At 66.9% G+C, this 25,745-nt stretch carries 15 protein-coding genes and 1 pseudogene; 6 read left to right on the plus strand and 10 right to left on the minus strand.

Going from position 1 to position 25,745, the window contains the following annotated elements; genetic code table 11:
• The first annotated feature begins 16 nt into the window (after positions 1-16).
• Both groL and V7778_RS21760 read left to right on the plus strand, forming a co-directional pair.
• Positions 17-1,663, plus strand: a complete 1,647-nt coding sequence (gene groL / locus V7778_RS21755) for a chaperonin GroEL (protein ID WP_335559104.1) — start codon at positions 17-19, stop codon at positions 1,661-1,663.
• 170 nt (positions 1,664-1,833) lie between these two features.
• Positions 1,834-2,349, plus strand: a complete 516-nt coding sequence (locus V7778_RS21760; RefSeq protein WP_335559106.1) for a hypothetical protein — start codon at positions 1,834-1,836, stop codon at positions 2,347-2,349.
• 110 nt (positions 2,350-2,459) lie between these two features.
• Here the strand turns inward: V7778_RS21760 and V7778_RS21765 are convergent, their stop codons facing one another.
• On the minus strand, positions 2,460-4,331 hold the full coding sequence (locus V7778_RS21765) for a glucokinase (protein ID WP_335559109.1): 1,872 nt from the start codon (positions 4,329-4,331) through the stop codon (positions 2,460-2,462).
• On the minus strand, positions 4,331-5,968 hold the full coding sequence (locus V7778_RS21770) for an alpha-glucosidase (RefSeq protein ID WP_335559110.1): 1,638 nt from the start codon (positions 5,966-5,968) through the stop codon (positions 4,331-4,333). The genes V7778_RS21765 and V7778_RS21770 overlap by 1 nt, the downstream gene beginning before the upstream one ends.
• A 241-nt stretch (positions 5,969-6,209) precedes the next feature.
• On the opposite strand from V7778_RS21770, the pseudogene V7778_RS21775 reads away from it, so the two are divergent.
• Together V7778_RS21775 and V7778_RS21780 are read left to right on the plus strand one after the other, a co-directional pair.
• Positions 6,210-7,820, plus strand: a pseudogene (locus V7778_RS21775) (POT-type proton-dependent oligopeptide transporter); the annotation flags it as partial.
• Positions 7,821-7,933: 113 nt separating this feature from the next.
• On the plus strand, positions 7,934-10,657 hold the full coding sequence (locus V7778_RS21780; RefSeq protein ID WP_335559113.1) for an alpha-1,6-glucosidase domain-containing protein: 2,724 nt from the start codon (positions 7,934-7,936) through the stop codon (positions 10,655-10,657).
• A 3-nt stretch (positions 10,658-10,660) separates the two neighbouring features.
• Here the strand turns inward: V7778_RS21780 and V7778_RS21785 are convergent, their stop codons facing one another.
• Positions 10,661-11,023, minus strand: coding sequence for a hypothetical protein (locus V7778_RS21785; protein ID WP_335559115.1), 363 nt, complete (start codon positions 11,021-11,023; stop codon positions 10,661-10,663).
• A 172-nt stretch (positions 11,024-11,195) separates the two neighbouring features.
• Between V7778_RS21785 and V7778_RS21790 the strand changes: the two genes are divergently transcribed.
• Positions 11,196-12,173: an amidohydrolase family protein gene (locus V7778_RS21790; protein ID WP_335559117.1), complete on the plus strand. Its 978-nt coding sequence runs from the start codon at positions 11,196-11,198 to the stop codon at positions 12,171-12,173.
• A 150-nt stretch (positions 12,174-12,323) separates the two neighbouring features.
• Here the strand turns inward: V7778_RS21790 and V7778_RS21795 are convergent, their stop codons facing one another.
• From V7778_RS21795 to V7778_RS21820, 6 genes are all read right to left on the minus strand, one after another.
• A complete protein-coding gene (locus V7778_RS21795; RefSeq protein ID WP_442920745.1) occupies positions 12,324-13,424 on the minus strand; it encodes a glycerophosphodiester phosphodiesterase in 1,101 nt (366 codons plus the stop codon).
• A gap of 148 nt (positions 13,425-13,572) precedes the next feature.
• Positions 13,573-15,429 carry a glucokinase gene (locus tag V7778_RS21800; RefSeq protein ID WP_335559120.1) on the minus strand — a complete coding sequence of 619 codons (1,857 nt, stop codon included), beginning with the start codon at positions 15,427-15,429 and terminating at the stop codon, positions 13,573-13,575.
• A gap of 204 nt (positions 15,430-15,633) precedes the next feature.
• Complete coding sequence (locus V7778_RS21805) at positions 15,634-17,538, minus strand: sensor domain-containing phosphodiesterase (protein ID WP_335559123.1); 1,905 nt, start codon at positions 17,536-17,538, stop codon at positions 15,634-15,636.
• 130 nt (positions 17,539-17,668) lie between these two features.
• On the minus strand, positions 17,669-19,363 hold the full coding sequence (locus V7778_RS21810) for an alpha-amylase family glycosyl hydrolase (RefSeq protein ID WP_335559125.1): 1,695 nt from the start codon (positions 19,361-19,363) through the stop codon (positions 17,669-17,671).
• 29 nt (positions 19,364-19,392) lie between these two features.
• Positions 19,393-21,024 (minus strand): alpha-D-glucose phosphate-specific phosphoglucomutase, encoded by a 1,632-nt coding sequence (locus tag V7778_RS21815; protein WP_335559127.1) that lies wholly within the window; start codon positions 21,022-21,024, stop codon positions 19,393-19,395.
• 102 nt (positions 21,025-21,126) lie between these two features.
• Positions 21,127-22,464 (minus strand): MFS transporter, encoded by a 1,338-nt coding sequence (locus tag V7778_RS21820; protein WP_335559129.1) that lies wholly within the window; start codon positions 22,462-22,464, stop codon positions 21,127-21,129.
• Between the two features lie 228 nt (positions 22,465-22,692).
• Here V7778_RS21820 and V7778_RS21825 point away from each other — a divergent pair, with 228 nt between their 5' ends.
• A complete protein-coding gene (locus V7778_RS21825) occupies positions 22,693-23,586 on the plus strand; it encodes an alpha/beta hydrolase (protein ID WP_335559131.1) in 894 nt (297 codons plus the stop codon).
• A gap of 247 nt (positions 23,587-23,833) precedes the next feature.
• On the opposite strand, the gene V7778_RS21830 is transcribed toward V7778_RS21825, so the two are convergent.
• Positions 23,834-25,642, minus strand: coding sequence for a DEAD/DEAH box helicase (locus V7778_RS21830; protein ID WP_335559133.1), 1,809 nt, complete (start codon positions 25,640-25,642; stop codon positions 23,834-23,836).
• Positions 25,643-25,745: the final 103 nt, after the last annotated feature.

Genomic DNA, 25,745 nt, shown 5'->3' on the forward strand with positions numbered 1-25,745 from the left:
TTCGGAGATACAGAACATGGCAGCTAAAGAAGTAGTGTTTGGCGACGCAGCGCGCGCAAAAATGGTTGAAGGCGTCAACATCCTGGCCAACGCGGTCAAGGTCACCCTGGGCCCGAAAGGCCGCAACGTCGTGCTGGAGCGCTCGTTCGGCGCCCCGACCGTGACCAAGGACGGCGTCTCGGTCGCCAAAGAGATCGAACTGAAAGACAAGCTCATGAACATGGGCGCGCAGATGGTCAAGGAAGTCGCTTCGAAGACCAGCGACAACGCCGGCGACGGCACCACCACCGCGACCGTGCTGGCACAAGCCATCGTCCGCGAAGGCATGAAGTTCGTTGCCGCCGGCATGAACCCGATGGACCTGAAGCGCGGCATCGACAAGGCCGTCGCAGCCACCGTCGAAGAACTCAAGAAGATCGCCAAGCCGACCACCACCTCGAAGGAAATCGCCCAGGTTGGCGCCATCTCGGCCAACTCGGAAACCTCGATCGGCGAGCGCATCGCCGAAGCGATGGAAAAAGTCGGCAAGGAAGGCGTCATCACCGTCGAAGACGGCAAGTCGCTGAACGACGAGCTGGACATCGTGGAAGGCATGCAGTTCGACCGCGGCTACCTGTCGCCTTACTTCATCAACAACCCGGACAAGCAAGTCGCCGTGCACGAGAACCCATTCGTCCTGCTGTGCGACAAGAAGATCTCGAACATCCGCGACCTGCTGCCGGTGCTGGAGCAAGTGGCCAAGGCCGGCCGTCCGCTGGTGATCGTCGCCGAAGACATCGAAGGCGAAGCCCTGGCGACCCTGGTGGTCAACAACATCCGCGGCATCCTGAAGACCGTCGCCGTCAAGGCTCCGGGCTTCGGCGACCGCCGCAAGGCCATGCTGGAAGACATCGCCATCCTGACCGGCGGCCAGGTGATCGCCGAGGAAGTCGGCCTGACCCTGGAAAAGGTCACGCTGAACGAACTGGGCCAGGCCAAGCGCATCGAAGTCGGCAAGGAAAACACCATCATCATCGACGGCGCCGGCGCCGCTGAAGCGATCGAAGCACGCGTCAAGATGGTGCGCGTCCAGATCGAAGAAGCGACCTCGGACTACGACCGCGAAAAACTGCAAGAGCGCGTGGCCAAGCTGGCCGGCGGCGTTGCCGTGATCCGCGTCGGTGCAGCTACCGAAGTCGAGATGAAAGAGAAGAAGGCACGCGTGGAAGACGCGCTGCACGCAACCCGCGCCGCCGTGGAAGAAGGCATCGTTCCTGGCGGCGGCGTGGCCCTGCTGCGCGCACGTTCGTCGCTGGACATCAAGGGCGACAACCCGGACCAGGACGCAGGCATCAAGATCGTCCTGCGCGCCATGGAAGAGCCGCTGCGCATGATCGTCCAGAACGCCGGCGATGAGCCGTCGGTCGTGGTCGCAGCCGTGATCGCCGGTTCGGGCAACTACGGCTACAACGCCGCCAACGGCACCTACGGCGACATGGTCGAAATGGGCGTGCTGGATCCGGCCAAGGTCACCCGCTCGGCGCTGCAGAACGCAGCCTCGATCGCCGGCCTGATGCTGACCACCGACTGCATGGTTTCGGAAGTGACCGAAGACAAGCCGGCCGGCGGCATGGGCGGCATGGGCGGCATGGGTGGCATGGGCGGCATGGACGGCATGATGTAATTGCCCCAGGCGACTTGGCGCGGGCGACCGCGCCATCCTCCACACGGAAAAGCCCGCAAGGTTCGCGCCTTGCGGGCTTTTTGTTTTGGCATCCGGCTGGCGGCGAGCTCATCTGTTGCCGGGCGAACACGCTTGGTTTAGTATGACCGCGTCACCCCACGAGGCTTGCCATGTCCCATCCCGCCGCTGTTTCTCCCGCTGTTTCTCCCGCTGTTTCTCCCGCTGTTTCTCCCGCTGTTTCTCCTTTTTTGCGCCTGCTGTTCGTGTTGCTGGCGCTGGCCTGCACCGTCGCCGGCTGCAAGCGCGCCGAGCGCGAGGAGCCGGCCAGGCCGGCCGCAGAGCAGTCCGCGGCGCCGCAGCCGCGCACCAAGGAGCAGGCGATGGCGTCGCTGCTGGCCCTGCCGGAGCTGACGGCCTGGTCGAACCAGATCGAGCGGCGTTCGGGCGGCAAGGCGCACGGCGCGGTGATCGAGGACGATCCGACTCCGCGCGAGATCAACGGCAGGAAGTACTACCAGCTCACCTTCGTCGAGAACCGCGCCGAGGACGTGCGCCGGCGCGAGAGCTTCCTGGTGGCGCAGAGCGGGGACGAGATTTTGGTGGAAGACGTCGAGACCGACAAGCTGCTCAGCCTGCAGGAGTGGCGGCGCAAGATCAAGCGGGTGGAGTTGAAAAGCGCGGATTGATCGCGCGGACACGACTGGCTAGCTCTGAGTTAGCCAAAAAACCGTCGCAAGCGCCAGTGGCGCTTGCGACGGTCTTGGGGCTGACCAAGCAGGTCGGGGCCGAGCCTTATTCAGCTATCCAGGTGCGAGATCAAGAGCCTGTGCGGCTCCCCGCCCTGCCCATGCTGTCCATCCACCGAAATCCCCACCGCCACGATGTCGATCAGCAGCAGCTGCAGGATGCGCGAGATCATCGACAGGAAGCTGCTGCTGTCCTCCGCGTGGTCCACGGCCAGGCAGACGCTGGCCTTGCGCGCCAGCGGCGACTGGCTGTTGCTGATCGCGATCACGTCCGCGCCCGCCGCGCGCGCCGCGTCGACCGCCTCCAGCAGCTCGGGCACATTCCCTGAATTCGACACCGCGATCACCACGTCGCCCGGCCCCAGCAGCTCGGCGGCCAGTTTGAACAGGTGCGCATCGCCATACGACGCCGTCGGAATCCGGAAACGGAAGAACTTGTGCTGCCCGTCCAGCGCCACCGCGCGCGCATTGCCGACCGCGTAGAACTCGACGCGCCGCGCCTTGCTTACCAGTTCGATCGCGCGGTCGAGCGAGCGCACGTCGAGCTGGTCGCGGAAGCGCAGGATGGCGGACACCGTGTTGTCGATCACCTTGGCCGACAGGTCGTGGGTGCTGTCGCTGGTGCGCACCTGGCTGTGGCGCACCGGGATCGAGCCGGTCAGGCTGGAGGCGAACTTCAGCTTGAACTCGGCCAGGCCCTGGAAGCCCAGCGAACGGCAAAAGCGGATCACGGTCGGCTGGCTCACGTCGGCCAGGCGTGCGATCTCGGCGATCGGCTCGTTGAGCACCATGCGCGGCTGCTCGATGACGAGGGTGGCGACGCGCTGCTCGGCCGGCGAGAGCTCGTGGCGCAGCTGCTGGATGCGTTCCATCAGGGTGTTGGCGCCGCTCCTGCCGCGCAGGTGCTCGGCCAGGATGGTCGCCACGCCATGGAAGGCGGGGTTCGGCGTGGTGATGACGTAGGTCGGAATGTCCGCCAGGTAGGTCGAAAAGCGCCCCTTGGCCTCGAAGCGCGCCCGGAAAGGCGAGCGCAGGAACCACTCGCCCATGCGCGGCACGATGCCGCCGCCGATGAAGATGCCGCCGAAGGCGCCCAGGGTCACCGCCAGGTTGGCGGCCGCCCCGCCCAGCATGCCGCAGAAGCATTCCAGCACTTCCAGGCACAGCGGATCGTCCGCTTCCAGCGCGCCCGCCACGATGGCGGCCGGGTCGCGCGCGGGCGCGTCGACGCGATTGCGCCGGGCGTCGCTACGCTGGGCCAGGGCGCGGTAGATGATCTCCATGCCCGGACCCGAGATCAGGCGCTCGTTCGAGACGTGGCGCCACTCGCGCCAGGCGTATTGCAGGATCGCGAACTCGCGCTCGTCGGCCGGCGCGAAGTTCACGTGGCCGCCCTCGGAGCCCAGGGTGACGAAACCGTCGGCGGTCGGGATCACGCCCGATACGCCCAGGCCGGTGCCCGGGCCCAGCACGCCGATCACGGCGTTCGAGGCCGGCTTGCCCTGTCCCACCTGCATCAGGTCTTCCTGCGCGAAGCCGGGAATGGCCATGGCCAGCGCGGTGAAGTCGTTGACGATCAGGAGGGTCTGCAAACCCAGCTCGCGGCGCACGGCGTCGGTCGAGAACTCCCAGGCGCGGTTGGTCATGCGCACGAAGTCGCCGCTGATCGGGTTCGCCACCGCGAAGGCGGCGTGGTGCAGTTTCAGGTCCGCATGGTCGCGCAGGTAGTGGCGCAGCAGCGGGACGATGCCCGGGAAGTCGTCGCAGCGCAGCACGCTCACCGCGCGGAACTGGCCCGGCGCGGTCTGCAGCGCGAAGCGCGCATGGGTCGCGCCGATGTCGGCCAGCAGGCGCGGACCGTCCGCGAAGGCAGCCCGCGCGAACTTGTCGCGGTCCTGGTCCACGCGCAGCTGGCCGCCCATCAGCGGCCCGCCGGGACGGCGCCGAACCAGGCGCCGTAAGGTGGCAGCGTTAGCTTGCCGCCGCTCGCCTGGCCAGGCAGGCCGTGCGTGTCGAGGAGCGTGGCATGGGCGGTCTCCGGCCAGTCGAAGCTGACTTCGCGGCTGGAGAGGTTGAAGGCGGCCAGTACGCTGTCCATCCCTTCCACCTCGCGGCGCAGCGCCAGGATGGGTTCGGGCGCGTCGAAGAAGGCGATCTCGCCGCGGGTCAGCTGCGGCATGCCGCGGCGCCAGGCGATGAAGCGGCGCTGGAAGTTCAGCATCGAATCCGGGTCCTTGTCCTGCGCCTCGACGTTGGCCGCGCGGTGCGGCTCGGCCACCGGCAGCCAGGGCTTGCCGCTGGTGAAGCCCGCGTTCGGCGCCTCGCCGGTCCAGGGCATCGGGGTGCGGCAGCCGTCGCGGCCCTTGAATTCGGGCCAGAAGGTGATGCCGTAGGGGTCCTGCAGCAGCTCGTAGGGCACGTCGGCTTCGGGCAGCGCCAGCTCGTCGCCCTGGTAGAGGCAGGGCGTGCCCTTGAGCGAGAGCTGCATCGCCAGCACCAGCTTGGCCAGCGCCGGCGTGGCATCGGGTCCGCCCCAGCGGGTCATGACGCGGATCGCATCGTGGTTGCCGACTGACCAGGAGGCCCAGCCATCCTTCACGCGCTCGTTGAAATCCTCGACCTGCTTGCGGATATGGGCGGCCGTGAAGACCGGCGTCAGCAGGTTGAAGCTATAGGCCATGTGCAGCTTGTCGCCGCCTTCGGTGTACTCGGCCATCTGCTCGAGCGCGTCGTCCGAGCTGACTTCGCCGATCGAGACCGCCTTGAATTCGTCCAGCTGGGCGCGCACGCGCTGCAGGAAGGCGATGTTCTCGGGCTGGGTCTTGTCGTAGATGTGGGCCTGCATCCCGTAGGGATTGACGTCGGTGACAGTCGAGGTGTCGCGCACCAGGGCCGGCGGGTTGCTGCGCAGCTGGCGGTCATGGAAGTGGAACACGCAGGCGTCCATGCGCACGCCGTCGACGCCGCGCTCGAGCCAGAAACGCTGGGCGTCCAGGTGGGCCTGCTGCACTTCCGGGTTGTGGAAGTTGAGCTGCGGCTGGCTGACCAGGAAATTGTGCATGTAGTACTGCTTGCGGCGGGTATCCCATTGCCAGGCCGAGCCGCCGAACACCGAAAGCCAGTTGTTGGGCGGGTTGCCGTCGGGGAGCGGGTCGGCCCACACGTACCAGTCGGACTTCGGATTGTCGCGGTTCGAACGGCTCTCGACGAACCAGGGATGGGTGTCGGCGGTGTGCGACATCACCTGGTCGATCATGATCTTCAGGCCCAGGCTGTGCGCCCTGGCGACCAGGCGGTCGAAGTCGGCCAGGTTGCCGAACAGCGGATCGACGTCGCAATAGTCGGCGATGTCGTAGCCGAAGTCCTTCATCGGCGACTTGAAGAACGGGGACAGCCAGACGATGTCCACGCCCAGGCTGGCGATGTAGTCGAGTTTCTCGGTGATGCCGGCCAGGTCGCCCACGCCGTCGCCATTCGTGTCGAGATAGCTGCGGGGGTATACCTGGTAGATGATGGCTTCGCGCCACCAGTTCGGATTGCTTTGCGAAGTCTGGGTCATGGCTGAGGTCCGGTGGAAAATTCTAGCCAATATACAGGATGAGAGAAAACTTTACAATTCAAGACCCACCAGGGTATGCATCAATTATTTGTTTGATTTCAATGACTTGCAAATTTTATTTGCATACACACAACACCTATAAAGTAACTAAACTACGTGACATCGAGACTAACAACATGGCGGCAAGATATTTTTATTGCAAAGTAGCTCAGCCTCAGCATAGGATCGCGTCTGTTTCGCACAACGGGAAAACGAAGCCATGACTTCACCAGCCACCTCCGCCGCCGCCAGCGGCACCGGGCGCATGCCGCGCCAGATCCCCTTCATCATCGCCAATGAAGGCTGCGAGCGCTTCAGCTTCTACGGGATGCGCAACATCCTGACGCCCTTCCTGATCTCGACCCTGCTGCTGTTCGTGGCGGAATCCGAGCGCACCGGCGAAGCCAAGCACGTCTTCCACACCTTCATGATGGGCGTGTATTTCTTCCCGCTGCTGGGCGGTTGGCTGGCCGACCGCTACTACGGCAAGTACAACACCATCTTCTGGTTCAGCCTGATCTACTGCGCCGGCCACGCCTGCCTGGCCCTGTTCGAGGACAGCGTCAATGGTTTTTACTTCGGCCTGTTCCTGATCGCCTTCGGCTCGGGCGGCATCAAGCCGCTGGTCGCCTCCTTCGTGGGCGACCAGTTCGACAAGACCAACAAGGACAAGGCGAAGGTCGTGTTCGACGCCTTCTACTGGATCATCAATTTCGGCTCCTTCTTCGCCTCGCTCCTGATGCCGATCTTCCTGCGCGATTACGGCCCCTCGGTGGCCTTCGGCATCCCGGGCATCCTGATGTTCATCGCCACCATGATCCTGTGGAGCGGCAAGCGCAAGTACGTGCACGTGCCGCCGGCGCCGAGCAACCCGCATTCCTTCCTGCGCGTGGTGCGCACCGCGCTGCTGAGCCAAAAACCCGGCCAGGGCCGGCCGGGACTGGTCGTCGCGGGCATCGGCGCCATCCTTGCCGTGGTCTCGCTGGCCATGACGCCCAAGTGGGGCTTCGTGATCGCCGCCTGTACCGCCCTGGTGTTCCTGCTGGCTTTCGTCGGCATCGGCGCCTCGGTGCAACTGGACCGCGCGCGCGGCCAGCATCCCGACGAAGCGGTGGACGGCGTGCGCGCCGTGCTGCGCATCCTGATCGTGTTCGGCCTGGTCACCCCCTTCTGGTCCCTGTTCGACCAGAAGGCCTCGACCTGGATCGTGCAGGCCAACGCCATGAGCAACCACGTCAGCTTCCTGGGCTACAGCTTCACCGTCATCCCGGCCCAGATGCAGGCTCTTAACCCGCTGCTGGTGATGCTGCTCATCCCCTTCAACAACTTCGCCCTGTTCCCGCTGCTGCGCGCCATCGGCCTCGAGCCGACCCCGCTGCGCCGCATGACGGCCGGCATCGCCCTGTCGGCGGCGGCCTGGGTGGTGGTCGGCAACCTGCAGGTGCAGCTCGACGCCGGCGACCCGGTCTCGATCGCCTGGCAGATCCTGCCCTACGCCCTGCTGACCCTGGGCGAGGTGCTGGTCTCGGCCACCGGCCTGGAATTCGCGTACAGCCAGGCCCCGGCCTCGATGAAGGGCGTGATCATGGCGCTGTGGTACCTGGCGGTCACGGTCGGCAACCTGTGGGTGCTGATCGTGAACGCGGGCGTCAAGAACGACGCGGTGATCGCCCATATCGAGAACTCGGGCGTGGGCGTGATCGCCTTCCAGATGTATTTCTTCGCCGCCTTCGCCTTGCTGGCGGCGGCGGTGTTCGGCTGGTATGCGACGCGCTACAAGATGGTGGACCACTATCGCGCGACCGCAGCTTAAACCTAGGGTGGACGGCTCTGCCGTCCACGCGTTCAACCAGCTTCCAGATCATTCCTGATGACGGCAATGCCCCGGCCGCTTGAACGCGTGGACGGGGGACCCGTCCACCCTACATGAGCCAACAACTCCGTTACGCCCTTCTCTTCGCCTTCGCCCTGTCCTCGTCGGCCCACGCTGCCCTTCCCCTCGAAGCCTGCGACGCCCCCTCCTTCCAGCAGGTCCTGCATGCCTCCAGCGCGACCCTGGAGGCCCGCGCCGTCTGGCTCGACCGCCACATGATCCGCTGGCCCGGCACCTCGCTACAGGGCAGCTACCGTCTCTACCACTCGCCGCTGGCGAGCATCGTCGCCAAGCCCGGCGCCAAGGTGGAAGGCGCGGCGGGCGCGCTGCAGCTGGAAGTGGCCGCGATCCCGGCGCCAGAAGCCGCCGCCGAGCGCTTCAAGTACGTGACCTCCGGCCCGGTGCTGACGGTACGCGACGGCGACCTGGCCAAGCTCCCCGCCCTGCACCGCGAGCAGCTGGTGCTGGTGCACGAAGCCCCGGACGGCACGGTCCGCAGCGCCACCCGCATCCAGGTGGCCGGCGCCCTCGACGACCTTTATGCCGCGGCCGACAAGATCGCCGACCTTGGCGCCACGCCGACCGCCAGGCGCACCGCATTCAAGCTGTGGGCCCCGACCGCCCGGCAGGTCGCGGTCTGCACCTACGACAGCGCCACGGGCCGCGCCAGCGCCGTGCAGGACATGAAGCTGGACGCGCGCACCGGCGCCTGGAGCGCGCAGTTCGGGCGCGACCTGTCCGGCCATTACTACAAGTATGCGGTCGACGTCGTGGTCGACGGCATGGGCCTGGTGCGCAACCTCGTCACCGATCCCTATTCCGTCAGCCTGACCACCGATTCCAAGCGCAGCTACATCGCCGACCTGGCCTCCCCGAAGCTCAAGCCGAAGGGCTGGGACAAGACGCGCGCGCCGAACACCGTCAAGGCGCAGACCGACATGGTCATCTACGAGCTGCACGTGCGCGATTTCTCGATCAACGATCCGAGCGTGCCGGCGGCCAAGCGCGGCAAGTACACCGCCTTCGGCGAGACGCAGTCGAACGGCATGAAGCACCTGGCGGCCCTGGCCAAGGCCGGCCTGACCGACATCCACCTGCTGCCGGTCTACGACCTGGGCAGCGTGCCCGAGCAAAATTGCGCCGTGCCGCAGCCGAGCGGCGCGCCGGACGGCGAGAGCCAGCAGGCCCTGGTGCGCAAGACCGCGGAAACGGACTGCTTCAACTGGGGCTACGACCCTTACCACTACAACGCGCCGGAAGGCAGCTATGCCAGCGACCCGCTCGACGGCGCGCGCCGCGTGCTGGAGTTCCGCCAGATGGTGATGGACCTGCACAAGGCCGGCCTGCGGGTCGGCACGGACGTCGTCTACAACCACACCTTCATCGCCGGCCAGAACGAGAAGTCGGTGCTGGACCGCATCGTGCCCGGCTACTACCACCGCCTGAACGCTGCCGGAGCGATCGAGCGGTCGACCTGCTGCGACAACACGGCGACCGAGAACACGATGATGGCCAAGCTGATGATCGATTCCGCCGTGCTCTGGACCCGCCACTACAAGATCGATTCCTTCCGTTTCGACCTGATGGGGCACCAGCCGCGCGCGGCCATGGAACGCCTGCAGCAGCGCGTGAACAAGGTTGCCGGACGCCATGTGCAGCTGATCGGCGAAGGCTGGAACTTCGGCGAGGTGGCCGACGGCGCGCGCTTCGTGCAGGCCTCGCAGCTATCCTTGAACGGCTCCGGGATCGGCACCTTCAGCGACCGCGCGCGCGACGCCGTGCGCGGCGGCTCGGCGGGCGACTCGGGCGAGGCGATGGTCAAGCGCCAGGGCTATATCAACGGCCTGGTCTACGACCAGAACGCGCAGGGCGGCGACCAGCAGAAAGCCGACCTGCTGCGCGCGGCGGACCTGATCCGCGTCGGCCTGGCCGGCTCGGTGCGTCCCTACCCGCTGCGTACTTTTGACGACCGGGTGCGACCGATGCAGGAGATCGCCTATGGCAACCAGCCGGCCGGCTACGCCAGCCAGCCGGGCGAGGTCGTGAACTACGTCGAGAACCACGACAACCAGACCCTGTTCGACATCAACGTGCTCAAGCTGCCAGTGGAGACGCCGGCGGCTGAACGCGCACGCGTGCAGGTACTGGGCATGGCGATCAACGCCTTCAGCCAGGGCGTGGCCTACTACCACGCGGGCATCGACACCCTGCGCTCCAAGTCCCTGGACCGCAACAGCTTCAACTCGGGCGACTGGTTCAACCGCATCGACTGGACTTACCAGGACAATTATTTCGGCACCGGCCTGCCGCCGCAGGACGACAACGGCAAGGACTGGGCGCTGCTCAAGCCCTACCTGGCGAACGCGGCGATCAAGCCGGCGCCCGCCGACATCGCCTTCGCGCGCGATGCCTTCCGCGACCTGTTGCGCATCCGCGCCAGCTCGACCCTGTTCCGCCTGCGGACCAGCGACGACATCGTGCAGCGCCTGCGCTTCTTCAACACGGGGCCGCAGCAGGAAGCGACCGTGCTGGCGGCCTGGCTGGACGGCAAGGGCTATCCGGGCGCGCGCTTCGCCGGTCTCAGCTACCTGGTGAACGTGGACAAGGTGGCGCACACGGTCAGCGACGAGGCCCTGCGCGGCAAGCGCCTGCGCCTGCATCCGGTACACCTGGCGCCGGGTGCGGCCGACCAGCGCGCGAAGGAAGCGCGCTTCGACAGCGCGAACGGCAGCTTTACCGTGCCGCCGCGCACGGCCGTCGTATTCGTGGCGGAATAAGCTTCAACCTGGCGCGACCGGCTGGATCCGGCCCGGGTCGAGCTGGGCGGGAGCGCTCCCGCCCTCGATCAGGCGCGCGATTTCGACCGAGCCTTTCTCGTCGAAGATCGGGCATTCCTCGGCCAGCCGCACGGCCTCGTTGAAGTCGGGCGCGGCGATGATGGCGTAGCCCGACAGCGAAGCGCTGTTGAGTTTCGGGCCGCGCAGGCGGCTCGGCACCTCGACGCTGCTGCGCGCCAGGCCGCCCCGGTCGACCAGGGCCGAACCCAGGCCGTTGAACCAGGCGTCCCAGCGGACGGAATCATGTTGCGGGCCTTCCGCCTCGTCGACGGTCGCCCCTCGGAAAACGACCAGGTATCGTTCCATGCCGGCTCCTCTACGGTGATGTGCGCATGCCAAAACCTTAACAGAAGGGCTGGGCGGATGACGCACCGCTGCGGCGCCCCGCTGCCGCCAGGCACCGTATGCATCCATTTGTCATGGACAGTGCGGCGATCCGGCGCTAGGCTGGTCCATCCCGACTTGTCCAGGACCTGCCATGCCTTCCCTGCTCCACCGCCTGCGCCTTGCATTTGCCCTGCCGCTCGCCTTCGCCGCCGGCGTCGCAATGGCCGCCCAACCCGCCGCCGACCACCACCAGCACCTGTTCAGCCCCGGCATCATCGCCCTGATCGATGCCGGTCCCACCGGGCCGCAGCCCATCTCGGCCGAGGACCTCATCGGCTACCTGGACACGGCCGGCATCCGGCGCGCGGCGGTGATGTCGGTGGCCTACATGTATGGCCGCCCGTCGCGGGTGGTCGAGGACGAATACGGCAAGGTCAAGGCCGAGAACGACTGGACCGCAAGCCAGGTGGCCAAGCATCCGGAGCGCCTGCGCGCCTTCTGCGGCTTCAATCCCCTCAAGGATTACGCGCTGGCGGAACTGGAGCGCTGCGCGGACCACCCGCATCTGCGCCACGGCATCAAGATGCACTTCGGGAATTCGGACGTCCAGCTGGACAAGCCGGAGCACATCGCCAAGCTGAAGGAAGTGTTCCGCGCCGCCAACCGCCACCGCATGGCGATCGCCGTGCACCTGCGCGCCTCGATCTCGCTCAAGCGCCCCTATGGCGAAGCCCAGGCACGCGCCTTCCTCGAGCAGCTGATGCCCCTTGCCACGGATATCCCGGTGCAGGTGGCGCACTTCGCCGGCGCCGGACCGGGCTACGAAGACCCGCCGGCCAACGAAGTCATGCGCGTGTTCGCCGAGGCGGCGGCCAAGCGCGATCCGAACACTCGCCAGCTTTACTTCGACGTGGCCTCGATCGCCACCCCGTCCATCACGCCGGAGCATGCGCGCGAGATGGTGCGGCGTATCCGCCAGGTGGGGGTCGACAAGGTGCTGTTCGGGTCGGATGCGGCGACGCCGACCAATATGCGGCCGCGCGAGGCGTGGGCGGCGTTTGCGGCGCTGCCGTTGACGAAAAAGGAAGTCGAGCGGGTTGCCGCAAACGTGGCGCCTTATTTGCGCTGAAGGTTCGCGTGCGGAACCTGGGTTCCGGCCTTCGCCGGAACGACGGTCTTATGGATGCGGCGAAGAACGGCGGCACCACTTTTCACCCGTGCCAACAGCACGTCGTTCCGGCGAAAGCCGGAACCTAAGTCAATTTGCGCGCCACTACCTCTATTTCTTCGTGAATGCGTTCACCGCCGACCTCCCCACCGCCGGATCATCCGTGAAGAACCCATCGATCCCCGCATTCAGGTAAGCCAGGATCTCCCCCACCGCATTCCCCCGCTGGCTCGCCGAGGTCACCGGCGCCGCCCGCAAGCCCGCCGGCAAGAAGGGATTCTCCGGCCTGAGGGTCCAGGTGTGCACCTTCAGCCCCGCCGCGTGCGCATCGGCCACGAAACGGGTCGGCGTCCCCAGCTCATTGGCGCTCGTGCGCGGAATGATGATTTCCTTGTAGGGCGACACCACATCCGCATAGGCCGCAATCTCCTTCAGGCCGCTCGGCGTCACCAGGTCCGCATAAGTCCGGCCATTGCGGGCAGCGACGAAGTCATACGGCGCGTTCGCCGGGCTGTCGAGCAGTTGCACCAGGCGCATCTGCGTCATCCCGCGCAACTCCTTCAGGTTGGCGGTCTCGAAGGACTGGATGAACACCGCCGCCTCCTTGCCGCGGTAGCCGTTCGCCGCCAGGGTATCGACCAGGCGCCTTTCCAGCGGCAGGCCGATCGATTTGAAGTAGGTCGGGTGCTTGGTCTCCGGGTACAGGCCGATCACCTTGTTGCGCGCCTCGCTCTCGCGCCGCACCAGGTCGATCACCTCCTGCAGGGTCGGGATCTCGAACTGGTCGTTGTAGGCCACGTTGGCCGGGCGGTTGGCGGGAATGCGTTCGCGGGCGCGCAGGGTCTTGAGTTCGGCCAGCGTGAAGTCCTCGGTGAACCAGCCGGTGACGGCCACACCGTCGATGGTCCTGGTGGTCTTGCGCGACGCGAACTGCGACAGTGTCGCCACGTTGGTGGTGCCCGAGATCTCGTTCTCGTGGCGCGCCACCAGCACACCGTCCCTGGTGGCGACGAGGTCGGGCTCGACCACGTCGGCGCCGTCCTCGATCGCCTTCTGGTAAGCCGCCAGCGTGTGCTCGGGGCGCAAGGCGGACGCGCCGCGGTGGCCGGTCACGGTCGGCGCGGGCGGCCAGGCGGCGCCGGGATTCAGCAGGTCGCGGCCATCATCGCTGCCGCAGCCGCCCATGAGGACGGCCGCCGCCAGGCAGGGCATCAAACGTGAAAGGAATTGCGGGAAGCATTGCTGCACGGTGGACTCCATCGAGTTGATCGTGCAGCGAATCTAAAGGCTGGATGTGACGAAACGATGACCGGCGCCGCAGCGGTGCGCCGTTCATGCAGCGCGGGCAGGCGCCCGCGCTTCAGATGTCCAGGTGCGAAATCAAGAGCCTGCGCTCTTCGATGTCGGCCTGGCCGCCCTCGCCTTGCGCGCCGAGCGAGATCCCGACCGACATGATGTCGATCAGGAGCAGCTGCAGGATGCGCGAGATCATCGACAGGAAGGTCGTGCTGTCCTCGCTGTGGTCGACCGCCAGGCAGACGTTGGCCTTCTTCGCCAGCAGCGACTTGCTGCTGGTGATGGCGATGACTTCGGCGCCGGCGGCGCGCGCGGTGTCGACCGCTTCCAGCAGCTCGGGCAGCTGGCCCGCGGTGGAGATCGCGATCACCACGTCGCCCGGTCCCAGCAGACCCGCCGCCAGGTTCAGAAGGTGCGAGTCGCCATACAGCGCGGCCGGAATGCGGAAGCGGAAGAACTTGTGCTGGCCGTCCAGCGCCACCACGCGCGAATTACCCATCGCGTAGAACTCGACCCGGCGCGCGCGGCGCAGGATCTCGATGGCGCGGTCGATGGCGTGCACGTCGAGCTGGTCGCGGAACTTCAAAATCGCCGACACGGTGTTGTCGATCACCTTGGCCGACAGGTCGTGGGTGCTGTCGCTCATGCGCACCTGGCTGTGGCGCACCGGGATGGTGCCGGTCAGGCTGCCGGCGAACTTGAGCTTGAATTCGGCCAGGCCTTGGAAGCCGAGCGAGCGGCAGAAGCGGATCACGGTCGGCTGGCTGACATCCGCGAGGCGCGCGATCTCGGCGATCGGCTCGGACAGCACCTTGCGCGGATGCTCGATGACGAGGGCGGCGACGCGCTGCTCGGCCGGAGAAAGTTCGTGGCGCAGCTGCTGCACACGGTCCATCAGGGTGTTGGCGCCGCTGCGGCCGCGCAGGTGTTCGGACAGGATCGCCGACACGCCGTACAGGGCCGGGTTCGGGGTCATGATGACGTAGGTCGGGATCTGCGCCAGGTATTGCGTGAAGCGGCCCTTGGCTTCGAAGCGGGCGCGGAACGGCGACGTGGCGAACCATTCGGCGATGCGCGGCACGATGCCGCCGCCGATGAAGATGCCGCCAAAGGCGCCCAGGGTCACCGCCAGGTTCGCCGCGGCGCCGCCCAGCATGCCGCAGAAGCATTCCAGCACTTCCAGGCACAGCGGGTCCTTGCCTTCCAGTGCGCCGGAGACGATGGCGGCGGCGTCGCGCGGCGGCGCGTCGACGCCGTTGCGCTGGGCCAGCGCACGGTGGATGATTTCCATGCCGGGGCCGGAGATCAGGCGCTCGTTCGAGACGTGCTGCCATTCGCGCCAGGCGTATTGCAGGATCGCGAACTCGCGCTCGTCGGCCGGCGCGAAGTTGACGTGGCCGCCTTCGGAACCGAGGGTGACGAAACCGTCCATGGTCGGGATCACGCCCGACACCCCCAGGCCGGTGCCGGGACCGAGCAGGCCGGCCACCGCATGGCTTTGCGGCTCGCCGCCGCCGATCTGCAGCAGGTCGGTGGGCTTGAAGCCCGGCAGCGCCATCGCCAGCGCGGTGAAGTCGTTCACGATCAGGAGCGTCGACAGGCCGAGCGTGCGGCGCACCTCGTCGGTCGAGAACTGCCAGTCGCGGTTGGTCATGCGGATGGTGTCGCCGCTGATCGGGTTGGCCAGCGCAAAGGCCGCGTGGGTGATGCGCGTGCCCTGGATCTGGGCCAGGTAGGCTTCCAGAAGCGGGACGATGCCGGCGTAGTCGTCGCAGCGCAGCACGGCGACCTTGCTCAGCACGCCGGGCGCGGTTTCGAGGCCAAAACGCGCATGGGTGGCGCCGATATCGGCCAGCAGGCGCGGGCCGTCGGCAAAGGCCGCGCGGGTGGGTTTCAGTTCGGTGTTGGGTTCAACGGTCATCGCGACAGGATACCATTGATCGGGGGGATGAAAAACCGGTGGGGTTGCTAGGTTACGCTATGGATGTGCGGGCAAACTTAGGTTCCGGCCTTCGCCGAAACGACGTTTTTACGCTGCAGGTCATCAAAAATCTCGTAGCCCGTTACGCCTCCCCGTCATTCCCGCGAAGGCGGGAACCTAAGTTTGCTTGAGCAGCCAAATGCCCTACCCCAGCATCCCCCTCACCTCCTCCACCGACAGCGTCCTCCCCCGCGCCTCCTGGAAGCGCAGCAGCACCCGCTCGATCTCGTCCGCCGGCCGCGCGCGGCTGAACAGCCAGCCCTGCACGCAGTGCGCACCGCGGTCGAGCAGCCAGGCCATGTCGGCCTCGTCCTCCAGCCCCTCGCACACCAGTTCCGCATCGAACACGCCGGCGATGCCCTGGATAAGCGAGAACAGGCCCGCCTTCTTGCGGTCGCTGGCGACGCCGTGGACGAACTGGCGGTCGGCCTTGAGGCGGTCGAAATGGAAGTTGTCGAGCGCGTCGAGATTGGACGAACCGATGCCGAAATCGTCCACCGCGATGCGCACGCCCAGCCCGCGCAATTCGCCGATGCGCGCGTGCAGCGGCTGCAGCGTATCGAGCAGCACGCTCTCGGTGACCTCGAGTTCGAGCAGCTCCCCGGGCACGCCGGTCGCCTGCAGCACGGCGGCCATGCGCGGCAGGATGTCGGCATGCATCAGCGACAGGCGTGAAAAATTCAGGGACACCGGCGCCAGCTCCAGCCCGCGGGCGCGCCAGGCGCCCAGGTCGCGGCACACCAGTTCCAGCACCCGCAGGTCGAGGTCGACGATGCCGCCCGAGCGCTCGGCCTCGGGCACGAACATGCCCGGAGCGACCAGGCCGAATTCGGGATGGCGCCAGCGCACCAGCGCTTCCATGCCGATCAGGCGCCCGGCGGCCACGTCGATCTGGGGCTGGTAGTGGACGTCGAGGAGGCCGTGGCGGCGGTCGCCGCGGATCACCTCGCGCAGTTCGTAGCGCAGGCGGGTGCGCGCCACCAGCGCGTTGTCGTATTCGCACACCACGCTGGTGCCGGTGTTGCGCGAGGCCGAGGAGGCGGCCGTGTCGGCGGCGTCGAGCAGCTCGGCGGCCGGTCCCTGCCAGGGCGCCTGCTGGCGCCGCAGGCCGATCCGGGCGTGCATGGTCTGGCGGTAGCCGTCGCCCAGGTCGAAAGGCTGGTCGATGAGCACGCACAGGCGCCGGATCTTTTCCTCGTGCCGCTCCGTCGTCGAGGGCAGCGCGAAGGCGAACTTGTCGCCGCCCAGGTGGGCCAGCAGGGTGCCGTCGCCGTCCCATGCCTCGAGCCGCTCGCCCAGCATCATCAGCAGGCGGTCGGCGGCCGCGCGGCCGAACATCCCGTTCACCTGGCGGAAGGCGTTCAGGTCGATGTAGCCGATCGTGGTGGCGCCGCTGCCATGCGCCAGCAGGCGCCCGAGGTGGTGCAGGAAGACCGTGCGGTTGAACATGCCGGTGGTCGGTTCGCAATAGCGCAGCTCGAGCATGTCGGCGGCGATGCGCGCCAGCAGCGTGAGCTGGGAGGCCTGGGCGATGGCGAGGGTGCGCGGGGTGCGCCCCATCACCCACAAGGTGCCTCGCAAGTGGTTGCCTGGCCCTTTGAGGAGTACGGCCGCGTAGTGGCGGTAATGCGGCGGCGCCGTCACCAGGGGATTGTCGGCGAAGCGCGGGTCCTGCAGGGCGTCGTGCACTTCGAAATAGCCCCCGGCCGCCTCGACCGCACGGCTGCAGAAGGAGCCCGAGCGCGGCATGAGCTGGGTGCTCATGCCGATGCGCGAGGGCAGCCAGATCTGCGACTGGAACATCAGGCTGATGCCCCCGATGTCGGCGCCGGCCGCCATCACCGCCAGGCGGGTGATGCAGTCGAGCTTGGGATCCGGGGGATCGAGCAGGAGGGCGTCGTTGGATACGACTGGCGGATACAGCAGGCGCGCGCCGGACGCCAGCGCGCCCCCATCCTCGGCCGAGATGGCGGCGCCCGACGCCGTCGCATTCTCGTCCACCTCCTCAACCCGGCTGTACGCCGATCCCGCATTCCTGTCTTCACGCATCCGGCCACCCGCCTCGCATTTACCAATGTGATAAATGGTTACCCGAGAACACTGATTTAGCCTAAGCTTAGCAGCATTTTCCCGGATGGCGCGCACCGTGGACACGCGCCGGCTTACTGCCGGGTTGCCCTCAATCCTGGGCGATCAGCGCGACCGGGGCCGGGGTGTCGAACTGCACCTTGCCGTCCTTGACCACGGCGCTTTTGCCTGTGTAGGCGTCGCGCACGCTCTGGCCGTCGTTGAAGACACCGCCGACCGGGATCGGCACCGCCTTGTCGCCCGGCAGGTCGAGCGCGACCACGACGCGATCGCTCACGCCATCCTTGCTCCAGGTGCGCTTGAAGGTGTACGGGCTGTGATGGATCATCTGGTGCACGCCCGCCCCCACCGCCGGGTGCGCGGCGCGGAAGCGTCCCAGGCGCGCCCAGTGCTCGTGCACCTCGGCCACGCGCGTGGTGCCGCGCCGCGCGTTGGCGGCCAGCTCGTCCCAGTTCATGAAGGAACGCAGGGTGGCGTCGCCCACCGCCCCCTCGATCTTGAGCAGGCGCGCGGTCTCGTCGCCATAGTAGATCTGGGCCGCGCCCGGCGCCAGCAGCAGCTTGTTGGCGCTTTCGAAAGGACGTTCGCGCAGCGGATCGAAGGGGCCGCCGTCATCGTGCGAGCTGAGGTAGTTCAGCACCGAATAGCCCTTCATGTCGCCGTTCAGGATGCTGGAATAGCTCGAGAACAGCTTCTCGTAGCCTTGGGCCGCGTCCGACTTCATCGAAAAGTTGATCATGCTGTCGAAGCCGTTGGCCAGGTAGTCGACCATGTCCTTGCCGCCCAGGTCGAACTGGTGGCCGTGGTGGATCGCATAGTTGTAGACCTCGGACACCATCCAGAACGGCGTGTCGCCCAGGCGCTTGGACGGATTGGCCTTCTTCCAGTCCTCAAAGGCGAGACTGGCTTCCTTCTTGAGCTCCTTCCACACGCCCGCCTCGGTGTGCTTGACGGTGTCGCCGCGGAAGCCGTCGAAGCCATACTTGCGCACCCAGTCGGCGTGCCACTTGATCAGGTAGTAACGCGGCGCGCGCGGGTAGCCGGTGCGCTTGAAGAAGTCGTCGAGTTCCTTCACCTCGCGCTCGTAGCGCCCTTCCTTCTTCCACTTGGCCGCCAGTTGCGGCGGCAGCGCGACCTTGGCGTTGCTGTGGGTGAGGAAGTCCGGCAGGTTGTCCACCAGGGTGCAGTCCTGGGTCGTGCGCGCATCCTTGTAGGTGCACTTGGGCGCGGTGCGCACCCATGAGGACGGCCACACCGGGTCCTGCTCCGTGACCGGTCCGGTGTGGTTCATCACCACGTCCAGGATCACGCGGATGCCGTTGGCGTGCGCGGTGTCGACCAGGGTGCGCATGTCTTCCTCGGTGCCCAGCGCGGCGTCGATGGCCGTGAAGTCCTTGGCCCAGTAGCCATGGAAGCCATAGCTCTTGCCGGTTCCCTCGTCGGTACCGGCGTGGATCTGCTCCACCGGCGGCGTGATCCAGATCGCGTCCACGCCCAGGTTCCTGAAGTAGCCTTCGCGGATCTTGGCCGTGACACCGGCCAGGTCGCCGCCCATGAAACCGCGCAGCTTGGCCGCGTCCTGCTTGCGGCCATAGGCCCCGTCGTTCGCCGGATTGCCGTTGTTGAAGCGGTCCGTCAGCAGGAAGTAGACGGTCGCGTTCTCCCAAACGAAAGGCTTGCCCCGGGCTGCGGATGCGGCATTGGGCGCGGTCTGGGCCGTCGCCAGCGGCGCGTGGACGGCGCCGAAGGCGAGCAGCAGGGAGGCGGCAAGGACGGGAAGTTTCATGCGGGTTCCTGTGGTGGGTGGGTGGATGGTCAGGTGATCACGGACGGCTGGGCGCGGCCGGTGCGCCGGCGCAGGCCGGAAATCTCGTCGGCGATCCGCGCCAGGCTTCCCAGGGCTTCCTGGGTGTCGAGGTCGTGGCGCGCGGGATCGGGTTCGTAGCGTTCGAGGTAGAGGCGGATGGTGGCGCCCTCGGTGCCGGTGCCGGACAGGCGGAACACGATGCGCGAACCGTCGCCCATGATGATGCGGATGCCCTGGCGCGTGGCGACCGAGCCGTCGACCGGATCGTTGTAGACGAAGTCGTCGGCCTCGGCCACGTGGTGGCCGTCCAGCATGCGGCCGGCCAGCTCCGGGAGCTGGTCGCGCAGCGCCGTCATCAAGCCGTCGGCGGCCCCGGCGTCGACCGCTTCGTAGTCGTGGCGCGAATAGTAGTTGCGGCCGAAGCGGGCCCAGTGCTCGTGCACGATCCGCTCGACGCTCTTGCCGCTGGCGGCCAGCAGGTTGAGCCAGAACAGCACGGCCCACAGCCCGTCCTTCTCGCGGATATGGTGCGAGCCGGTGCCGTAGCTCTCCTCGCCGCACAGGGCGACCAGGTTGGCGTCCATCAGGTTGCCGAAGTACTTCCAGCCGGTGGGCGTCTCGAAGCAGGAAATGCCGAGCGCATCGGCCACGCGGTCGGCGGCGGTGGAGGTCGGCATCGAGCGCGCGATGCCGGCGATGCCGCCCTTGTAGCCCGGCGCCACGGTGACGTTGGCGGCGATGATGGCCAGGCTGTCCGAGGGCGTGACCGGCAGGCGGCGGCCGACGATCATGTTGCGGTCGCCGTCGCCGTCCGAGGCGGCGCCGAAATCGGGCGCATCAGGGCCGTTCATCAGCGCGATCAGTTCCGCCGCATTGACCGGGTTCGGGTCCGGATGGCCGCCGCCGAAGTCCTCGCGCGGCGTGCCGTTGATGACGGTGCCGGCGGGCGCGCCCAGCATGCCTTCGAGGATGGCGTGCGCATAGGGTCCCGAGACCGCATGCATGGCGTCGAAGCGCATCGTGAAGCCGCGCGCGAACAGGGCGCGGATGGCGTCGAAGTCGAACAGGCGGGCCATCAGTTCGGCGTAGTCGGCGACCGGGTCGATCACTTCCACGCGCATGTTCTCGATGCGGGTCGTCCCCAGCGTGTCGAGGTCGACCGCGGGCGCGTCGCTGATGCGGTAGGCCTGGAGGATCTGCGTGTTGGCGAAGATCGCCTCGGTGATCTTCTCGGGCGCGGGACCGCCGTTCTCGATGTTGTACTTGATGCCGAAGTCGCCGTCCGGGCCGCCCGGATTGTGGCTGGCCGAGAGCACGATGCCGCCGAAGGCCGCGTGCTTGCGGATCACGCAGCTGACGGCCGGCGTGGAGAGGATGCCGCCGCGGCCGACCAGCACCCGCTCGATGCCGTGCGCGGCGGCCATGCGCAGGATGGTCTGCACCGCCTGGCGGTTGAAGTAGCGGCCATCGCCGCCCACCACCAGGGTGCGTCCGGCGCCCTCGCCCAGGGTCAGGAAGATGGCTTCGACGAAATTCTCGAGGTAAGCGGGCTGCTGGAACTCGCTCACTTTCTTGCGCAGGCCAGACGTGCCGGGGCGCTGCCCGGCGAACGGCGTGGTCGCGACGGTCTGGATGGTCATGCTGTGCTCCTGTCTATGAAACGTTGCATCACGATGGCTGGATCGAGCGTGATGTTAGTAAAACGTTACGATACGACAGGAGCAAAATGGATGGCGCAGGGTTTAGGCGCCGCTTTTGACCGGCGCGGCCTTGTCGGTCACGAACAGGGTCAGGACCGCCGCCACCAGCATGCAGACGCCGCCCAGCATCAGGGTCTTGACCGTGTGGCCGCCGAAGAAATGCTTCGTCACGAAGCCCAGCAGCAGGCCGCTGACGATCTGCGGGATCACGACGAAGAAATTGAACAGTCCCATGAAGTAACCCATGCGCTTGGCCGGCAGCGAACCCGCCAGGATCGCGTAGGGCATGGTCAGGATCGAGGCCCAGGCCAGGCCGACGCCGATCATCGGGATCACCAGCGCGTGCTTGTCGTGGATCAGGAAGACGCTCGCCAGACTCAGGCCGCCCACCGCCAGGCACACGGCGTGCACGGTCTTGCGGCTGGTGGCGCGGGCGAAGACCGGCAGGATGAAGGCGGCCAGGGCCGACACGCCGCTATACACCGCGAACATGATGCCGACCCAGCTGCCGGCGTCCTGGTAGGCGGTCGACTGGGCGTCGGTGGTGCCGTAGACGTTGTCGGCGATGGCGCTGCCCGTGTAGATCCACATCGCGAACAGGGCGATCCAGGTGAAGAACTGCACGAAGGCCAGCTGCACCATGGTGCGCGGCATCTTGCCGAAACCGCCGACGATTTCCTTGAAGGCATGGCCAAGGCCGCGCGTCTGCTGGCGTTCCTTGCGGAAGCCTTCGAGGTCGGCCGGCGGCAGCTCGTCGGCGGTGAGCACGGTCCAGGTCACGGCCAGGAAGAACACGGCGCCGCCCGCATAGAAGGAATAGCGCACGGTGTCCGGAATCATGCCGCCCACGGCGGCGTTCGACACGCCCATCGATTCGAAGATGGTCGGCAGCAGCGAAGCGATCACGGCGCCGCAGCCGATGAAGAAGGTCTGCATCGCGTAGCCGGCGGTCTGCTGCGAGGCGTCCAGCTTGTCGCCCACGAAGGCGCGGAAGGGTTCCATCGAGACGTTGATGGCGGCGTCCATCAGCCACAGCACGGCCACGGCCATCCACAGGGTGGCGGAATTCGGCATCAGGAACAGGGCGATCGCCGCCAGCACGGCGCCGATGAAGAAGAAGGGACGGCGGCGGCCCCACTTCGGGTGCCAGGTGTTGTCGCTGAGGTAGCCGATGATGGGCTGGACCAGCAGGCCGGTGACCGGCGCGGCCAGCCAGAACAGGGCCAGGTCGTCGGGATTGGCGCCGAGCGTGGCGAAGATGCGGCTGGTATTGGCGTTCTGCAGCGCGAAGCCGAACTGGATGCCGAAGAAGCCGAAGCTCATGTTCCACAGCTGCCAGAACGACAGGCGCGGCTTGAGCACGCTGGTTTGCATATCCATGTGTGTCCCCGATCTGGCCCGGCTAGGCGCCGGGCTCTCCTTTAGGTGGTGCGTTGTGCGGTGGGGCCGGCCTTTAGTCGATCCAGCCAGCGTATCTGTAGCAAAATAACATGGTGATTTCTGAGTGTCAATCGAGAAGTCTCCATAGTAGAATTGGCGCTACACCGATGTCATCATACCCATCTGTGTAGTTAAACAACATGATAAAACTGATCAAGGAGACACTGCATGCGACGCTTCCGCACTATTCTGGTTCCGCTGTCCCTGGCCGCCGCGCTGTGCGCCTCCCTTTCCGCCGGCGCCGCCGACAAACCCGAGCCGGCCAAGGCCTCGACCGCCCTGCCCGGCGTCAGCCTGCTGGCGGAACAGCTCGACATGCCGGGCCTGAACCGCCAGCGCCAGGTCCGCATGTATCTGCCGCCGGGCTATGCGACGTCCGGCAAGCGCTACCCCGTACTCTACATGCACGACGGCCAGAACCTGTTCGACACGGCCACCGCCTACGCCGGCGAGTGGAAGGTCGACGAGACGCTGGACGCGCTGGCCAGGGAAGGCAAGCTGGAACTGATCGTGGTCGGCATCGACAACGGCCAGGAAAAGCGCATGACGGAACTGAACGCCTGGAGCAACCCGCGCTTCGGCGCGGCGGAAGGCAAGGAATACACGGACTTCGTGGTCAAGACGCTCAAGCCGCTGATCGACGCCAGATACCGCACCCTGCCGGACCGCGCCAACACGGCGATCATGGGCAGCTCGATGGGCGGGCTGGCCTCGCACTACGCGCTGGTGCAGTATCCGGAGGTGTTCAGCAAGGCGGGCGTGTTCTCGCCGGCCTACTGGACGGCCCGGCCCGCGTTCGACTTCGTGGCGCAGAAGCCGGCGCCGAAGGACGCGCGCGTCTACCTGCTGATGGGCGGGAAGGAAGGACGGGAGATGGTATCCGACGTCAAGCGCATGGCCGAGGTGGTGCGCAAGAGCGGGCACCCGGCCGCGAATACGGTGCTGAAGATCGTGCCGGGGGCCGAGCACAACGAGGCGTTCTGGGCGGGCGAGTTGCGCGAGGCGCTGCTGTGGATGTTTGCGCCGGCGGAGACCAAGGTCGCGAGCAGCAGCAACAAGTAACGTCGCTCAGCACCCGTAACCTCAAAACCGTCGTACGCGCCACTGGCGCCTACGACTTCCGGCGAAGGCCGGAACCTAAGTTCGTTGCGCGCCACTAACGCTTAACGGTAGTGGCGGAGCACGCAAACTTGGACGGAACAATGCCAGTGGCATTGTTCCGGCCTTCGCCGGGATGACGTTGTTTGAGTGCGGTGGTAATGCATGCGCAGCGCTTTATTCAGCGCCGCTTCAGCCCGCACTCAGTGCCTTACTCGCCCTTCGGCGCCCCACCCTTGCGATGCGGCTTCTTGCCCGCGGCCTTCTCGGCCACGCGGCGATCCCCGCCCTTCGCCCCGAAGCTCTTCTTCGGCGCAGCCGCCGCCGGCGCCTCCTCGCCGTCGCGCGTGATCGCGAGCTGGCGGCCCGCCACCCACACGCCCTTCAGGTGCTGGACCAGTTCCGGCGTCATGTCGTCCGGCAGGTCCAGGGTCGAGTAGTCGTCATAGATCTCGATGCGGCCGATCAGCTTCGACGGAATGCCCGCTTCGTTGGCGATCGCGCCGACGATGTTGCCCGGCTTGGCGCCGTGCGCGTAGCCGACCTCGATGCGGTAGGTCGCCATGCCCGGCTCGGCGTCGCGCGCCACGCGCTCCTTCTTGAAGCCCGGCTCGCGCGCCGGACGCGCGGGACGCTCTTCCCACTCGCGCTCTGGGCGTTCGGCCCGTTCGGTACGCTCCGGACGCGCCTCGCGGTCCGGCTTTTCCAGCAGCAGCGGCTCGTCGCCGCGCGCCAGCTTGGCCAGCGCGGCGGCGATGTCGACCGCCGGCACGTTGTCCTCGCGCTCGATGTCCTCGATCAGCGAACGGAACACGTCCAGGCCGCCCTCGGCCAGGGTGGTGCGGATCTGGTCCTTGAAGCGCGAGATGCGCACTTCGTTGACCTGTTTCACGGTCGGCAGGGTCAGCGGCGCCACCGGCTGGCGGGTGGCGCGCTCGATCGCCTTCAGCAGGCCGCGCTCGCGCGGGGTGATGAACAGGATGGCGTCGCCGCTGCGGCCCGCGCGGCCGGTACGGCCGATGCGGTGGGTATAGCTTTCCGGGTCGGACGGCACGTCGTAGTTGATCACGTGGCTGATGCGCTCCACGTCCAGGCCGCGCGCGGCCACGTCGGTGGCGACCAGGATGTCGATCTTGCCGTTCTTGAGCTGCTCGATGGTGCGCTCGCGCTGCTGCTGGGCCATGTCGCCGTTGATGGCGGTGGCGGCGAAGCCGCGTGCCTGCAGCTTGGTGGCCAGTTCCTCGGTACCCAGCTTGGTGCGGGCGAAGATGATCATGCCGTCGAAGGGCTCGGCTTCCAGGATGCGGGTCAGCGCGTCGAGCTTGTGCATGCCCGCCACCAGCCAGTAGCGCTGGGTGATGTTCTCGGCGGTGCCGGTCTTGGCGGCCACCGTCACTTCGGCCGGATCGGCCAGGTAGGTCTTGGCGATGCGCTTGATCGCCGGCGGCATGGTGGCCGAGAACAGCGTGGTCTGGCGGCCTTCCGGGGTCTGCTGCAGGATGCGCTCGACGTCGTCGATGAAGCCCATGCGCAGCATCTCGTCGGCCTCGTCCAGCACCAGGGTCTTCACCTGGGACAGGTCGAGCGAGCCTTTCTCGATGTGGTCGATCACGCGGCCGGGGGTGCCGACGACGACGTGCACGCCGCGGCGCAGGCTGGACAGCTGCGGGCCGTAGCTCTGGCCGCCGTAGATCGGCAGCACGTGGAAGCCCTTGATGTGGGCGGCGTAGCTCTGGAAGGCTTCAGCGACCTGGATCGCCAGCTCGCGCGTGGGCGCCAGCACCAGCGCCTGCGGCGCCTGCTGCTTGATGTCGATGCGCGACAGGATCGGCAGCGCGAAGGCCGCCGTCTTGCCGGTGCCGGTCTGGGCCTGCCCGAGCACGTCGCGGTTGGCCAGCAGCAGGGGAATCGTGGCGGCCTGGATCGGCGACGGGGTCTCGTAGCCGACCTCCTTCAGCGCTTTCAGCACCGGGGCGGAGATGTTCAGGTCGGCAAACGTCGGGAGGGGGGTGTCGGACATGGGTGACTTTCTGTGATGACTTTTACTAAAGCGGTAGTTTACTCGGTCCAGGGGGAGGACGCGGGGACAATTTAGGTTGTGCTTGAGGACAACATTGGATGTT

Source organism: Massilia sp. DD77, from assembly GCF_036961685.1.
Taxonomy (GTDB): Bacteria; Pseudomonadota; Gammaproteobacteria; order Burkholderiales; family Burkholderiaceae_D; genus Telluria.